Here is a 15,720-nt window from a genome sequence, read left to right as displayed (position 1 = left end):
CTCATGTCCCGTAGTCACTCACGATTCCTGTTGTCACCCTTCACTTCTTGGTCAGGTTCACTTCCAGCTTGTTGCCGGGGCCGGACGTGATGCCGGTGATCAGGCCGGTGAGGAAGCCGCAGCCGGTGAACTGCGGGATGCCGTACGTCGCGGTCAGCTTGCCGCCCTTGAGCGGGTCGAACCCGGCCGCCGAGGCGAGCGGCACGTCGGCCGGCTTCACCGTGTGGCAGGACGTCGACGACAGGATCGGGAAGCCGAACACACGGACCTTGGTGAGCTGGACGTCCACCTGCGCGTTCGCCTTGACCGCGCCGGCGGTGAGCGTGCCGTTGATCGCGCCGACCTGGACGAGCTTCACGGTCGCGGACGCCGGGATGAAGCCGAGCACACGGAAGTCCACATCGGACTTCGGCAGCGCGAGCCGCGCCCCGAACCTGCCGGACGCCGCGTCGAGCTTGGCGTCGAGGCTGCCGGGGCCGAGCGGCAGCGTGGCGTGCAGCTGCTTGAGCGTCGACTTGCCCTTCACCGAGTACTTGACGTCGATGCCGCCCGGGGGCGTGGTCGGCTGGGTCGTCGGCGTGGTCGGTTCCGTGGTGGGCGTCGTCGGCTCGGTCGTCGGGGTGGTCGGTTCCGTCGTCGGAGTCGTGGGCTCCGTCGTCGGGGTGGTCGGCTCGGTGGTGGGCGTCGTCGGCTCGGTCGTCGGGGTCGTGGGCTCGGTCGTCGGCGTCGTCGGCTCGGTCGTCGGCGTGGTCGGCTCGGTGGTGGGCGTCGTCGGCTCGGTCGTCGGGGTCGTGGGTTCCGTAGTCGGAGTCGTGGGCTCGGTCGTCGGAGTCGTCGGCTCAGTGGTCGGAGTCGTCGGTTCCGTCGTCGGCGTGGTCGGCTCCGTCGTCGGAGTCGTGGGCTCAGTGGTGGGAGTCGTCGGCGTCGTGGGTGTGGTCGGGGTCGTCGGCGTGGTGGGCGTCGTGGTGCCGCCCGCCGGCTTGATCTCGAACGTGCCCAGCTGCTGGTTCTGGCCCGGCACCGCGACGCAGTCCGAGGTGAACGTGCCGAGGTCGGTCGGCTGGCCGTCGGCGGTGCGCGGGGTCATCGTGGTGCTGAAGTTCCCGACCGTCACCGACGCGGTGCCGGGGCTCGGGAACGTCACGGCCGGCGCTTTCCCGCTGCTCTTGACGTGGAACGCACCCGACGCCGGCACCGGCGTCGAGGCGATGGTCAGCGGCAGGCTCAAGTTCAGCGTCTTGTCGACCGGGTACTTGAGCTGGGCCGCGGCCTTCGCGCTCCCGTCCAGCGAGGTGGCGCCGACCAGCGTCAGCCCCTCGGTCGCGGTCTCCGGCACGGTGACGTCGACGTCGAAGGTGATCGGCGTCGACGCCCCGCCCGCGACGGCGTCGTCGGGCAGGTTCGTGTCGATCTTGACCGTCAGGACCTGGTCGCCGATCAGCGGGAACGGGCAGTTGTAGTTCAGCGTCAGGCTCACCGGCGCGGCCTGGCTCGGCCCCGCCCCGACCAGCGCGACGGTCGCCGCGATGCCCGCGACCGTCGCGACGGCGAGGCCGTAGGCGGGCTTTCTCGACTTCCACGGAAACTTCACGGCTCGTCACCTCGGGGAATGGGGGAATTTCAGCGAAAAGTACCTCCGTAAAACCGGGTTAACAAGCCGCCCCGAATTCTTTGTCACGCGCGGGGGATCGCCCGCTTCAGGAAGAGTCACGCAGGTCAGCGGTTGTCACGCGCGTGCTATCCGGCGTCGTCGAAACTGTCACGCGCACGGCGAATGGCGGCCATCTTCTTGCCCATCGACGCAGTGTCCCGATACCTTTTTTCGGGCAGGGAAAGGAGCGGCCATGAACCAGCCGGTCATCGCCGTGACCGACCTCGCGAAGCAGTACGGTGAAGTCACCGCGCTCGCCGGGATCAGCCTCAGCGTCGCCCGCGGCGCGGTGCTGGCGGTCCTCGGCCACAACGGCGCCGGGAAGACGACGCTGATCGACATCCTCAGCACGCGCGTCCGGCCGAGCGCCGGCACCGCCCGCGTCTGCGGCTACGACGTCGTGCAGCGCGGCCGCGCGGTCCGGCGCCGGATCGGGGTGACCGGGCAGTTCGCCGCGGTGGACGACGCCCTGTCCGGCCGCGGGAACCTCGTGCTGATCGCCCGGCTGCTGGGCGCGAAGCCGCGGCAGGCGCAGGCCCGGGCCGCCGAGCTGATCGCGTCGTTCGGGCTGGAGGACGCGGCGGACCGCCCGGCCGGCACCTACTCGGGCGGCACGCGGCGGCGCCTCGACCTGGCCGCGGGTCTCGTCGGCGCGCCGCAGGTGCTGTTCCTCGACGAGCCCACCACCGGCCTCGACCCGGTCAGCCGGTCCGGGCTGTGGTCGGTCGTCGAAGGCCTCGCCGCGCGGGGCACGACGGTCGTGCTGACCACGCAGTACCTCGAAGAGGCCGATCGGCTGGCCGACCACGTCGTCGTCCTCGGCTTCGGCCACATCACCGTGTCGGGGACGCCGTCGCAGCTCAAAGCGCGGCTCGGCAACCGGACGGCGACGCTGACCTTCGGCACCGAACTGGCGTTGCGGCGCGCGGTGGACGCACTGGCCCGCCTCGGTCTCTTGGCGGGCCGCACCGGGCTGGTGCTCTCGGTGCCGCTGAGCGGGCCGGGCGACATCCCGGTGCTGGTGCGCGCGCTCGACGCGGCCGGCGCACCGCTGCGGGACCTGACGGTGACCGAGCCGACGCTCGACGACGTCTACCTTTCGCTGCACCGGACGGCGGCGGCGTCGTGACGCAGGCCCGGCACCGCATGGCGGTGGCCGCGCTCGCCGACCCGGCGGCCTGGCCCGAATCCGGCTTCTGGACGCAGGTCCGCGTGCTGGCTGCGAGGTCGCTGCGGACGGCGTTCGGCGACCGGCGGCTGGTCTTCTTCGGACTGTTGCAGCCGGTGGTGCTGCTTCTGTTGTTCAGCCAGGTGTTCAGCGGCGTCGGGGCGTTGCCGGGCGTCGCGGCGTACCAGGGTTACGTGAACTTCCTGGTGCCGGCAACCCTGGTCAACATCGCGATGACGACGGCGATGAGCTCGGGCGCGGGCCTGCTGGCGGAGATCTACGGCGGCTTCACCGGACGGCTGCGCTGCCTGCCGATCTCGCTGTTCTCGGTCCTGGTGGCCCGCACCCTGGCCGACTCGGCCCGGCTGGGCGTCCAGCTGGTGGTGACGGCCCTGGCGAGCGTGGTCTTCCTCGGCTTCCGCCCCGCGGGCGGCGTGGCCGGCCTCGCGCTGGCCCTGCTGCTGACGATGGTGGTGGGCTGGTGCCTGAGCTGGGTGTTCGTCGCGATCACGACGTGGCTGCGCAAGGCGGAAACGCTCCAGGCAGCGTCGTTCGTGGTGATGTTCCCGCTGATGTTCTCCTCGAGCGCGTACATGCCCCTGGACACGATGCCGGCGTGGGTCCGCGCGGTCTCGGCGGTGAATCCCCTGACGTACGCGATCGACGCTACCCGAGCTTTGGCGTTGGCCCGCCCGATCGGCTGGTCGGTGGCGGCGGCACTGGCGATCGCCGCGGTGGCGGCGGTAGCAGGCTCGACGCTGGCGGCCCGCACGTTCCGCACCCGCGCCTAGGCGAGGGCTTCCAGGTGTGACGCCGCTTCTTCCGCGCCGCCGGCGGCTTCGAACGACTCGCGGATCCTTTCCGCGCCAGGCCGGAACGTCTCCGCCGCCTCGATCGCCTTGCGGATGTCCGCCGCCTTCGCGCGGTCGAACCGGATCCGGACGCCCGCCGACGCCGCCGTCACCTGCTGGGCCAGCATCGACTGGTCGTCCCGGATCGGCGCGACCACCAGCGGCACCCCGGCCGACAGCGCTTCGCACACCGTGTTGTGCCCGCCGTGACAAACCACCACCGACGCGTGCGCCAACACCGAAACCAGCGGAACCCGCCGCACCAGCTGCACGCTCTCGCTGACCAACCCACCTGTGGGGTCCACGACGAGCCCCTGCACGGAAGGCATCCCAGCCAGCGCGTCCACGCTCTCCGCGAGGAACCGAGCCCCCGCCGAGGCGTTCGACGTCCCCAGCGTCACCACGACCAGCGGCCGATCGTCCACAGGAGACCACTCGCCGGACGCGGCGGGCAGCGCGGGACCGACGTAACACACCGGAGCCGCCAAGCGAGACGAACCGGCCAACGCCCGCGTAGTGAACGCCAGCACCAGGTGCGGCGAGAACCGCAGGTCGCCGAGCAGCACGCCGTGCCTCGCCCGCAGCCCGGCCTGGAGATCGGAAACCCAGGACGCGATCTTCGGCAGCGCGCCCAGCGGGTCCGCCAGCTCGGTCGACGTCGACGCCGACGTCGCCCACGGCAGCCCGCACCGCGCGGCCACCAGCGCCCCGGCCATCGCCTGCTGGTCCACCACGACCACGTCGGGCTTGAACGAAGTGACGGCCGACAAGACCCCCGGCGCCATCGCGTCCGCCAACGGAACCAGGTACGACTCCCAGAGGTACTTCAGCGCGGCGAACCCCCGCAACTCGGGCGGCCGCAGGGAAAGTGAGAACGGCGCGGACTCCCCAGCCGGGAACACGACGCCAGAGACCAAAGTGGACACTTCCGGTGAAGGACCGCACCAGGCCACGGAGTGACCGCGTGCGGCCAGAACCGAAGCCACTCCGCGCAACGGCGCCACGTGCCCGGCCAGCGGCGGCACGACCAGCAGGAACCTCACGCCGCGTGCCGTTCGATCCAGCGCAGCACCAGCTCGCGCACCTCCCGGTGCTGCTCGACCAGCACCGAGTGTCCTTGCCCCTCGAACACGTGCAGCTCGCCGTGCGGCAGCAGCGACGTCAGCGCTTCGAGGTCGTCGGCCTGGTAGCCGTGACTGCCCAAAATGGACAGCACCGGGCAGCCGATCGCCGCCACCTGCTCCCACGTGAGCAACGGCCCGAGCGGCACCTCCTCGGCCATCTTCGTCGACGTGATCCGCTCGGCCGCCATCCGCGCGAGCCGCCGGTGGTGGGCGCTGAAGTTCGCCTCGATCCAGTCGAAGCTCTCCTCGACCTGCAGGAACTTCATGGTGTGCGCGAGGATCTCGGCCATCTTGCCGGCCCACACCTCGGTCGCGGGTTCCGACTCGATGCACACGATGCTCCGCACGCGCGAAGGATTGGCCACCGCGTAGCTGTAGGCGAGCGTGCCGCCGAAGCTGTTGCCCACCAGGTGCACCGGCCGGTCGACGCCGAGCTGCTTCAGCAGGTCGTCGAGGTCGGCGACGAAGTCCGCGAGTGTGTACCCGTGCACCGGCCGCTCGGTCTTGCCGTGCCCGCGCAGGTCGTAGCTGATCACGTCGATGCCGGCGGCAGCGACCGGCGGGGCCAGCGTGAGGTAGAAGCTCGCCAGGCTGTCGGTGCCCATGCCGTGCAGGAACACCACGGTCTCGGTGCCGCCGGCGGGCACGAGCTGCACGTTGGTGCGCAGCCCGTTCACGGTCATCGTGGGCACGTGCGCTCCCCCACGAACCGGGCGATGTCGCCGACGGTCAGCCCGATGACGTCGTCGAGGTCCTGCTCCGCCAGGTACTCGGCGAGGTTGACCTCGGCGCCGAAGTGCTCGGCGAGGATGCTCGCGAAGGTCACCAGGTCGATGCTCTCCAGCTGCAGGTCCTCGTGGAACGTCGTCTCGGGCGTGATCTCGATGCCGAGCACGTCGCCGACGAGCTCGGTGAGCAGCTCGGCGACGACGTCGAAGGTCGCGGACGCGTGGTCGGTGGTCATGGCGTGCTCCTGAGGTGGGCGATGGCGGTGTCCCCGGTCAGCTCGACCGTGACGGCGAAGTCCGGGAGTGTCCGGCCGCGGCCGGACACCCGCCCGTCGTCGTGGACGCGGATCTCCGCCGGGTAGACGGGTTCGGTCAGCCGGGACCGGACGGCGTCCTTCGCGGCGATGCGCTCCAGCAGCCAGCCGCGAGCACGCCGTGGCGGCACGGCGGCGAACTCGGCGCGTTCCTCGGCGCTGAGGTAGATGCCGGCGTAGATGTCCCGCGCGGCGACCGTCGGCCAGCGGTCGGTGACCGCGACCGAGCCGTCGTCCCGCCGGTCCGCGAGCTGGTGGCGGTCCGGGAACGCGTACACGCGGTGGGCCGCGCGGTCGCAGGGGAACCGGACGTCCCGCCAGCCCTCGATGCTCGCCAGCACGCGGCCGTCGCGCACCAGCTCGGCGTCCATCTCGAGCACGTCGGGCCGGGGCAGCCGGACGCGCACCAGGCACCCGACGCGCGTCCCGGGCGCGGGTTCCGGCCCGTGCCAGACGAGCCGGCCGATCGACCGCGGGAAGGCGAGCAGGCCGTCGGAGCGGGCCGCCATCAGCCAGCAGCCGAGCAGCTGGCCGACGTTGTCGAGCAGCCCGCCGGGTGCGTCCGGGACGACCAGCTCGCCGCGGATGTGCTGCTCGCCGAGGCCGGTCAGCCGGGACAGGCCCTGGTAGGACGGCCCGTGGAACATCTCCCGCTGCTCGTAGATCTCTTCCGCGGTCAGCGGCGGTTCCGTCTCCGGGCCGGGTATCCCGGCCGGGGACGGCGGCGGAGCGTACGCCCCCAGCTCGACGGTCAGCAGTGCGTACGGTCCGATCTCGACGGTCACGCGGTCGCCCTCGCGGCTCATCGACAGCGGCACGTGCCGCGCCGGCGTGGCGATCAGCCACCGCGAGAACACGGCGTCCCGCACGGCGACGGCCGTCACGCCCGGCCAGGTGCGTTCGACGGTCCGGCAGGCGAGGTCCACCAGCGTCGTCGCCGGCACCACAGGACGGAAGTCGGACTGGTCGGGCCAGCCTTCGCGCTGCCGGAAGAACCGGTGGTCCCGCAGGTACGGCATCGCGGCCAGCGAGACATCCACAGTGGACTCGGCGCGCCGGCTCGCGGCAGCCGCCACGACGTCCGCCGCGGTCCGGCGGGTCTCGTCGAGCAAGGCGGTGAACTCGGCGACGATCGCGTCCGGCACCCCGGCGGGCAGAGCAGGCTCGTCGAGCAACCCCCGTGCCGAATCTCCCAGCGACAGCAGGGAGTTCCCCGTGGTGAGCCGGATCCGACGCGACTCGAGAGCCGCGAAGTCCGGGTCGCCGCCTTCGGTCCACAACGCGGTCGCGACGCGGCGCAGCTGCGCGAGCCCGGACCGGGTGCCGGACGCGGCCGCGACGACCAGGTGCCGTCGCTCGCCGAGCGTGTCGGTGACGTACGAGCCGAGCTGCCCGGCGCCGACCTGCACGAACGCGCGGAACCCGGCGTCGTGCAGCGCTTCGGTCAGTTCGCGGAACCGGACCGGGCGGATCAGGTGCACGAGGTAGAGCTCGCGGACCGCGTCCGGCTCGGCCGGGTAGGGCCGCGCGGTCGTCGCCGACCACACCGGCACCGCCGGCTCGTGCAGGTCCAGCTCCGCGGCCAGCCGCGCGAACGGCGCGAGGTGCGGCCGCATCAGCGGGGTGTGGAAGCCGGACCGGAACGGCAGCGTCCGGGCCACGATCCCGAGGCCGCGGCACGTCTCGGCGAACTTCGCGACGGCGTCGGGCGGGCCGCACACGATCGTCTGCTTCGTCGCGTTCTCGTGCGAGACCACCAGGTCACCGGGCAGCAGCTCCGCGACTCGCGCGGCCGGGCAGCCCAGCACCAGGTAGTCCGCGTCGGGCAGCTCGAACCCGCTGGGCCAGTAGCGTTCGAGGAGGCCCGGCCCGGCCCGGTACATCCCGGCGGCCTGCATCGCGGTCCACTCGCCGACGCTGTGCCCGGCCAGCGCGTCCGGCCGGATCGCCAGCCGCCGCAGGGCTTCGCCGAGCACCAGCCCGGTCGCCGACACGCTCGCCGCGCGGTCGAGCACACTGGCGGTCGACCACTGTGGACGGTCGAGCCCGAAGTGCTTGGCCACGTCGTCGATGCGTGGTTCGGCGCCGGCCTCCAGTCCAGGATGGACGAACGCGGTCTTGCCGCCCGGCAGCAACGGGTCGATCGAGCACCAGATGTCGCCACCGCCGTGCCACGACCGGCCCTCGGCCGCCACCTTGGCGAGCACCTTCCGGGCCGTGGCCAGCTTGCGGTCGTCCGGGCCGACGATCCCGAGCCGGCAGGGGCCGTCACCCTCGCCGGGCCGGTCGAGCCGGTCCAGGAGCTCCTCGGGGGTGTTCGCGACCAGCCGCAGCACGCGTTCCGGCTCGTCGACGCGGACCCGCCGTTTCGGCGCCGGATCACCGGCCTCCAGCACGACGTGCGCGTTCACGCCGCCGAAGCCGAAAGCGTTGACCGCGCCGACGCGGGGCAGCGCGCCCCACGGCTCGGCCTCGGCCAGCACCCGGAACCGCGTCTTGTCCAGCAGCGGGTTCGGGTCGGCGCAGTTGAGCGTCGGCGGCAGCACCCCGTGGTGCAGGGCGAGCGCCACCTTGACCAGCCCGGCGACCCCGGCCGTCGGCAGCGTGTGCCCGATCATCGACTTCACCGAGCCGATCACCGACCGCGTCCCCGCCGCTTGCCCGAAGAAGTCGGCGACGGTCGTCAACTCGACGGCGTCGCCGGTGGGGGTGGCGGTGCCGTGGGCCTCCAGCAGGCCGATCTCCGCCGGGTCGAGCCCTTCCCACGCCCGGCGCAGCGCGAGCGTCTGCCCGGCGACGGACGGGCTGAGCAGGCTCGCGCCCCGCCCGTCGCTCGACGTGCCGCTGCCGCGGATCACGGCGTACACGCGGTCGCCGTCGCGGCGCGCGTCGGCCAGCCGCTTGAGCACGACGAGCGCGGTGCCCTCGCCGATGAGCATGCCGTCGGCCGCGCGGGAGAGCGGGCTGATCCGCTGGCTCGGCGAGAGCGCGCCGAGCTGGGTGAACAGCGACCAGAGCGTGTCGTCGTGCGTCTGGTGGGTGCCGCCGGCGAGGACGACGTCGCAGCGGTGCCGGGTCAGTTCCCCGATCGCCTGGTCGACCGCGACCAGCGAGGACGCGCAGGCAGCGTCCACTGTGTACGCCGGGCCGCCGAGGTCGAGCCGGTTGGCGACGCGGGCCGCGGCGAGGTTCGGCACGAGCCCCGCGGCGGTCTCCGGCCGGAACTCGCCGAGGGGCTCCAGCAGCGCGGTCCGCAGCCGGTCGAGGACGTCCGGCCCGGCCGCGGGCACGAGCTCGCCGACCGTGCGGGTGATCTGCCGGACGGTGCGGACGCGCTGGTCGAAGCCCCGCAGCCCGGGCGAGAGGTAGCCGCCCCGGCCGAGCACGACGCCGACGCGTTCGAGGTCGCCGAGCCGGCCGAGACCACCGGCGTCGTCGACCGCGGCCACGGCGACGGCCAGCGCCGTCAGCTGGTCCGGCTCGGTGCCTTCGAGCGACGTCGGCGGGACGCCGTGGGCGATCGGGTCGAACTCGAGGGTGTCGGGGGCGAAGCCGCCGCGGCGGCCGTGGGTCCGGTCCGGCGCGGTGGCGTCGTGGCCGTGGAACGCCGGGTCCCGGCGGTGCGGCGGGATCTCGGTGACGGCGTCGACGCCCTCGGCGAGGTTGCGCCAGTACTGGTCCACTGTGGATGCGCCGGGCAGGAACACACCCATGCCGACGATCGCGACGGGCTCCTGGCTCACCACAACGACGCCGTGTACAGGACCGCGCGGTCCGTGCCGTAGGCGAGTTCGCGCAGCAGCGCGGCGGTGCCCTCGTCCGCGTCGAGCAGACTGATGTCACGGCGTTCGTACTCGCGTGCGAGCTCCGGCGACACCATGCCACCGTGGTCGTCCGCGGGCGCCCACGGTCCCCAGTGGACGGTCACGGCGCGACCGGGCCAGTCCCGTCCCAAGGCTTCCAGTGCGTCGTTCGCCGCGGCGTAGTCGGTCTGGCCGCGGTTGCCGAGCACCGCGGCGATGCTGCCGAAGAACGCGACGAACCCAGGCTCGACGTCGAGCGCGTCGAGCAAGGTACGCGCACCATCCACTTTGGTCTCGTAGACGGTCCGGAAGGACTCCTCGTCCTTGTCCGCCATGAGCTTGTCGTCGATGACCCCGGCCGCGAAGACGACACCGTCGAGGCGGCCGGGCAGGTTCCCGACGAGGTGGCGCACGGCGTCCGGGTCACGCACGTCGAGCGTCCGGTAGGCCGGGTCCCCGCCGGCGGCCCGGATCTCGTCGAGGGTGCGGCCGATCTCGCGCTGGGCCAGCACGGTCCGCACGCGACGTTCGATGTCGGCGACCGAACCACCGCGCCCGGCCAGCACCGCGCGCATCGCGGTGGGGTCTTCGGGCAGGTCGTCCGGCTCACCGGGCCACGCCGTGCGGCCGGCCAGCTCGATCCGGCAGCCGGACGCGGCGAAGGCGATCGCCGCGCGGGCGGTGATCCCGCGGGCCCCGCCGACCAGCAGCACGACGGAGTCCGGGCCGAGCCCGAGCGCGGCCAGCTCACCACCACCCGGCCCGGCGCCGGAGTACGCGATCGACCCGAGGTCGGCGGGCCGCGGCTCGATCGTGAAGCGGCCGGTCTCGTCGTGGCCGACCACCGAAGGCCCGTCGCTGAGAGCCTCGTCCACCAGGGTTTTCGCGACGTCCTGCGTCAACTCGACGAGCCTGGTGACACCGTCGCGTTCCAGCGCGGCCGACCGCACCAGGCCGCGGAGCCCGGCCGTTCCCGGCTCCGCCGCGATCAAAACGGTGCCCTTCAGCGCCTTGAGCTGGGCGAACACCCGCAGGACGTGGTCGTCGAGCACGATCGTGAGGTCCGCGTCGCCGGTGACGACCTCCGCACCGGCCGCGGCGAACGCGGCCCGCACGGAATCGTCGTCACCCACGATCGCGACGGACTTGCCGCGCAGCCGCGCGGGATCCGGGTCGAGCGGCACCGGCACGCGCTCCAGGCGGTACCGGCGCGGCGCGCTCGCCCGGGTCAGCCAGCTCTTGAGGTGCGCGGTGAGGGCGTCGGCGGTGCGGTCGCGGCTGAGCTGGTCGGTGCGGTCGTCGGCGGGCAGGCCGAGCCGGCCCAGCAGCGTCCCGGCGATCTCGGTGCGCTTGATGGAGTCGATCGAGAGGTCGGCTTCGAGGTCGAGATCGCCGGCGATCATCTCGGGCGGGTAGCCGGTGCGTTCGCTGATCACGCCGATCACGGTGGTGAGGACGTCGGCCGGGGCTTCGGGTTGTGGTTCGGGTTGGGGTTCCGGCTGCGGTTCGGGCTCCTGGATCACGACGGGCGCGGGGGCGGGCGCGCTGCCCAGGTAGCCGAGCATGACCTCCCGCTGAGCGGCGACGAGTTCACGGGCGGTGCGCAGGAAGTCGACGACCGCCTGGTCTCGACCGGGAGCGGGCTGGGTCATGGCGGAACTCCCTTGTTTCACGGAGATTCGTCGAGCCGGGCGTAGGGCGGGCGCCACGGAACCGGGCGCGCGAGCGGACCGCCCGTCGACGGCCCAGGCGGTCGGGGACGGTGCGGGAGGTTTCTGTCGCGCCAGACGCTCGACGCGGACGTCGACCCCGGCTCGCGCGAGGCTGCGCAGGGCGGTCAGGAAGGCGTTGAGATCGGGTCCACAGGCGACAACGGTGTGCGGCCGGTCGCCGAGAATCTCGGCAACGAGCTTGGTCAGCACCCGCCCCGGACCCACCTCGACGAACGTCCGCGCGCCGGCGTCGTACATGGCTTCGATCTGGTCGAGGAACCGCACGGGTGCGCCGATCTGGGCGGCCAGTTCGGTTTTGACGTCGCCGTCGTACAGTTTCGCGGTCCGGTTCGACCATACTGTTCGTTGTGGGTCCTCAATGGACTCTCCGGCCAGCGCTTTCGCGAAGAGATCACCGGCTTCGGCGACCAGAGGGCTGTGAAAGGCACAGGCAACGGGGATCCGCTGAGCGGCGATGCCGGTCTCACGCAGCCTCCGGATCGCCCGTTCGATGGCGGCGGTCAGCCCGGAGAGAACGGCCTGCTCGGGGGCGTTGTGGTTGGCGATGACGACATCCGGGCCGATGAGGGTGGAGGTGAGCAGATCCCGCGACGCCTTGACGGCGGCCATCGTCCCGGGTTGCGCGACGTCGGCGATGGCGTTCGCGCGGGCTCGGCTCAGCCTCAGCAAAGTCTCGGTGTCAAACGCCCCAGCGACCGACAACGCGACGAGCTCACCGTAGGAGTGCCCGGCAAGGAAGTCCGGCCGGACGCCGACTTGCTCCAGCAGCCGCGCGACGGCGGTCTCGACCAGCCCAAGCGCGGGCTGGGCTATGCGAGTGTCGGTCAGGGCTCGTTCTTGCGCCTCGGCTGCCTCGGGGTCGAAGGCGTTGTGCGGAAACGCTTTCGCGGCGACGTCGGGGGCGAGCCGGAGCAGGTCGGCGAGTTCGGGGAAGTGCACGAACAGCTCGGTAAGCATGCCGGTGCGCTGGCTCCCCTGGCCGGGGAAGAGAAACGCAACCTTGCCCGGCCCGGCGGTGCGCGCACCAACGTGCCCCGCGCCGGCTTCGCCCACAGCGACCTCGCCCCGATCAGCCCTGCGTGCACCAGCCTGCCCCGCGCCCACAGCAACCTTGCCCGGCCCAGCCACACGCGCACCAGCGTGCCCCGCGCCGGCTTCGCCCACAACGACCTCGCCCGGCCCGGCCCTGCGCGCACCAGCCTGCCCCGCGCCCACAGCAACCTTGCCCGGCCCAGCCACACGCGCACCAGCCTGCCCCGCGCCAACTCCGCCCGCGCTACCCCCGGCCGCACCATCCGTGCCCGCGGCAACCTTGCCCGACTCGTGCCTGGCTGCGCCGGCGCCGGCGGGCCGGGCCTCCCCGGTCGGCAACCCGGCCGCACTGCGCCCGATCTCAGCGAGCACCTCCTCCGCCTCCGGAGCCCAATCCCGCAGACCATGCCGACGGTCCGGGGACACCGGTCCCGCCGCCAGAACCGCGTGGAAGTTCGTCCCCCCGAAGCCGAACGCGCTGACCCCCGCCAACCGGGCCGGGTTCGCCCATGGGCGGGCCGCCGTCGTGAACGTGAACGGGCTCGCCTCCGGGTCCCATGCCGCGTTCGGCCTGCTCAAGTTGAGCGTCGGCGGCACCACCTCGTGCCACAACGCCAACGTCGCCTTGATCAGCCCCGCCAACCCCGCCGCGCACTTCGTGTGGCCGATCTGGCTCTTCACCGACCCCAGCACGCACGAACCCGGCGCCGCGCCCGACGATGCGAAGAACTCGGTCAACGTCCGCAGCTCCGTCGCGTCGCCGACCACCGTTCCTGTCCCGTGCGCCTCCACCAGGCCGACGTCCACAGGGGACACTCCCGCGTCCCGGTAAGCCCTTTCCAGCGCCCGGTGCTGACCTTCCGGACGCGGCGCCGTCAACCCCAGCGCCTTACCGTCGCTCGCCGCGCCCACGCCCTTGACCAGCGCGTAGATCCGGTCGCCGTCGCGTTCGGCGTCGGACAGGCGCTTCAGCACCAGGCATGCGACGCCCTCGCCCAGCGCTATTCCGTCGGCCGCCGCGTCGAACGGGCGGCAGCGGCCCGTCGGCGACAGTGCGCCGGCCGCGGTGAACATCAGGTAGTCGTGGATGCCGTTGTGCAGGTCGACCGCGCCGCACAGCACCAGCGAGCTCGTCCCGGCGCGCAGCTCCTTCGCCGCCAGGTCGAGCGCGGCCAGCGACGACCCGCACGCCGCGTCCACGGTGTAGTTCGCGCCGCCGAGGTCGAGCCGGTTGGCGATCCGGCCCGAGATGACGTTGGCGAGCGTGCCCGGGAACGTGTCCTCCGTCGGTGCGGGCAGCTGGGCGAGCAGCTCGGGCGGCACCTCGTCGAGGTAACCATCGAGCAGCGACCGCAGCGTGCCCGCGTTGGCGAGGTCACCACCGGCCTCCGCGCCGAACACGACGCTCGTGTGCTCGCGGTCGAACTCGCGCTCGCCGTACCCCGCGTCGGCCAGCGCCCGGCGCGCGGTCTCCAGCGACACCAGCTGCGCGGGATCGATGCTGCCCATCGCGGACGGCGGGATGCCGTAGTCGAGCGGGTCGACGTCCAGCGGCGGCAGGAACCCACCCCACTTCGAAGTAGACTGTCCGAAGTAGACGGCCGGGTCCCAGCGTTCCGGCGGGACCTCGGTGACCGCGTCCTCGCCACGCAGGATGTTCGACCAGAACGCTTCGAGGTCGGGAGCACCCGGGAAGGTGCAGGCCATGCCGATGACGGCGATATCCTTGCTGTCCGATGTGGACACTTCTTCCGGACGAGCAAAGGTTTTCCCGGACGTCAAGTCGGCGTGCAGCTCGGCGATCGTCGTCCGCCGGTCGCGCAGCACCGCGACCTGACCGGCCATGAACATCCCCTCGGCGAGCTGGGTTCCGTCGTCCAGCCGCTCGCCGTCGCGCCGGACGCCCTTGCTCGCGACGCGCAGCCGTCCGGTGTTCAGCTCTTCCAGCCGCTGCCACGCCTCCTGCGCGGGCACGTCACCCAGACCGGCCTTGACCTGCTCGAACTCCGTCGTGTACGGACTCGGCAGGCACCGCGTGCGATGCCCCGGCGCGGTCTCGAGCGTGACGGTCGCCTCGGCGGCGATGGCGCGTTCCTGGAACAGGCCGGTGATCGCGCCGTGCCCCACGGCTTCCTCGGTGAAGAGGTACGCGGTGCCCATCAGGACGCCGACGGCGTCGAGCGGCGCCGCCATCGCGGTGACCATCGCGGCCGACCGGGCGTCGTGAATCCCACCCGCGAACAGCACTTCGACGTCGTCGGCAGCCCCGAGGACCGCCAGTTGTTCCTCCCACAGCTCGAAACTCGGCCGCGGCCCGACGTGGCCGCCGCATTCGGCGCCCTCGAAGACGAACCGGCGGACCCCGGCGTCGAGGTACTGCCGGAGCAGGATCGGCGACGGGACGTGCACGAACGTCGCGATCCCCTCGGCCTCCAAAGCCTTGACCTGCCCCGGTTTCCCGCCCGCGACGAGCACGCACCGCGGCCGCGCCGCGCGGATCGCGGCGAGCTGCTCGACCCGCAGGTCGTCGGGGACGAAGCCCAAAATGCCCGCGCCCCACGGCCGGTCGCCGAGGCGTTCGGCGGTGGCGGTCAGCAGCTGCGTGGTGCGCGCGCCGTTCGCCGTGGCCACCGCGACGAAGGGGAACCCGCCCGCTTCGGCGACTGCGGCCGCGAACCCCGGCTGGTCGCTGACCCGCGTCATCGGGCCCTGGACGACGGGGAGCGCGCTGCCCAACGTCCGGCACAGCCGCTCGGACGTCCCCACAGACACTTCGGCGCCGATGATCCGACGGACGTCTGATTCCACTGTGGACTCTACGAGCACTCCGGCCGCGCCGCCGGCGAGCGCCCCCACCGCCGTCCGCGGGCCGGCCACACTGCCCCACACCGGGACCTCGAACGCACCGAGAAGCTGTTGCAGCAGGACGAAGTCGCTGAGCTCGCCACCACGGGCGAGAAGTCCCAGCGCGCCGCCCTCGACGGCCTCCGCGGCCGTGGCGACGTCGGACACCTCGGCGAGAGCGCCGGTCCACGGCGCCTTCGTGCGGACGGCGAAGGCGGCCCCCTCGGGAACCGGGCCGTCCGTGCGCACCCCGTAGGGCACCCGGACCCGCGTCGCGACGAGCCGGAGGTCGGCCGGATCGGCGCCGTCGAGCACCCCGAGGCCGCCGCCGCGGGCGACGGCGGCCACCGCGTCGGGATCGCCGACGCCCAGGCACCGCAGCCGTCGAGCATGCGACGGCGGGACGAGCTCGGCCATCGGCGGACCTCCTGTGCGGGGTGGGGTGATCTTCACGCAGACCAATCACAGGAAT

Annotated in this window: 8 protein-coding genes; 2 read left to right on the top strand and 6 right to left on the bottom strand. The window is 72.6% G+C overall.

The annotated features are described in order from the left end of the window. Positions 1-40: 40 nt before the first annotated feature. Entirely contained in the window at positions 41-1,591 is a 1,551-nt protein-coding gene (locus tag ACZ7OU_RS15220; RefSeq protein ID WP_470255437.1) for a DUF6801 domain-containing protein, read from the bottom strand. A gap of 253 nt (positions 1,592-1,844) precedes the next feature. On the opposite strand from ACZ7OU_RS15220, the gene ACZ7OU_RS15215 reads away from it, so the two are divergent. Together ACZ7OU_RS15215 and ACZ7OU_RS15210 are read left to right on the top strand one after the other, a co-directional pair. Then, entirely contained in the window at positions 1,845-2,780 is a 936-nt protein-coding gene (locus tag ACZ7OU_RS15215; protein ID WP_470255436.1) for an ATP-binding cassette domain-containing protein, read from the top strand. Continuing rightward, a complete protein-coding gene (locus ACZ7OU_RS15210) occupies positions 2,777-3,610 on the top strand; it encodes an ABC transporter permease (protein ID WP_470255435.1) in 834 nt (277 codons plus the stop codon). Before ACZ7OU_RS15215 ends, ACZ7OU_RS15210 begins: the two co-directional genes overlap by 4 nt. Here ACZ7OU_RS15210 and ACZ7OU_RS15205 read toward each other — a convergent pair. From ACZ7OU_RS15205 to ACZ7OU_RS15185, 5 genes are read right to left on the bottom strand one after another with little or no spacing between them, the layout of a single operon-like run. Beyond that, positions 3,607-4,713, bottom strand: a complete 1,107-nt coding sequence (locus ACZ7OU_RS15205; RefSeq protein ID WP_470255434.1) for a glycosyltransferase — start codon at positions 4,711-4,713, stop codon at positions 3,607-3,609. The genes ACZ7OU_RS15210 and ACZ7OU_RS15205 overlap by 4 nt on opposite strands. Next, the gene (locus ACZ7OU_RS15200) at positions 4,710-5,486 is read right to left on the bottom strand and encodes an alpha/beta fold hydrolase (RefSeq protein WP_470255433.1); all 777 of its coding nucleotides are present in this window, start codon (positions 5,484-5,486) and stop codon (positions 4,710-4,712) included. Before ACZ7OU_RS15200 ends, ACZ7OU_RS15205 begins: the two co-directional genes overlap by 4 nt. Then, positions 5,474-5,758, bottom strand: a complete 285-nt coding sequence (locus ACZ7OU_RS15195) for an acyl carrier protein (RefSeq protein WP_470241339.1) — start codon at positions 5,756-5,758, stop codon at positions 5,474-5,476. Before ACZ7OU_RS15195 ends, ACZ7OU_RS15200 begins: the two co-directional genes overlap by 13 nt. After that, positions 5,755-9,582: a beta-ketoacyl synthase N-terminal-like domain-containing protein gene (locus tag ACZ7OU_RS15190; RefSeq protein WP_470255432.1), complete on the bottom strand. Its 3,828-nt coding sequence runs from the start codon at positions 9,580-9,582 to the stop codon at positions 5,755-5,757. The genes ACZ7OU_RS15195 and ACZ7OU_RS15190 overlap by 4 nt, the downstream gene beginning before the upstream one ends. Further along, entirely contained in the window at positions 9,576-15,665 is a 6,090-nt protein-coding gene (locus tag ACZ7OU_RS15185; RefSeq protein ID WP_470255431.1) for an SDR family NAD(P)-dependent oxidoreductase, read from the bottom strand. Before ACZ7OU_RS15185 ends, ACZ7OU_RS15190 begins: the two co-directional genes overlap by 7 nt. Positions 15,666-15,720: the final 55 nt, after the last annotated feature.

This window comes from Amycolatopsis sp. NPDC114505, from assembly GCF_055633615.1.
The sequence above is the reverse complement of the archived record's forward strand: the minus strand, read 5'-3'. Positions and strand labels throughout refer to the sequence as shown.

Bases quoted from the DNA above. Each gene is read 5' to 3' on its own strand.
- ACZ7OU_RS15185 (WP_470255431.1), bottom strand. From the start codon at position 15,665: ATGGCCGAGCTCGTCCCGCCGTCGCATGCTCGACGGCTGCGGTGCCTG.
- ACZ7OU_RS15215 (WP_470255436.1), top strand. From the start codon at position 1,845: ATGAACCAGCCGGTCATCGCCGTGACCGACCTCGCGAAGCAGTACGGT.
- ACZ7OU_RS15195 (WP_470241339.1), bottom strand. From the start codon at position 5,758: ATGACCACCGACCACGCGTCCGCGACCTTCGACGTCGTCGCCGAGCTG.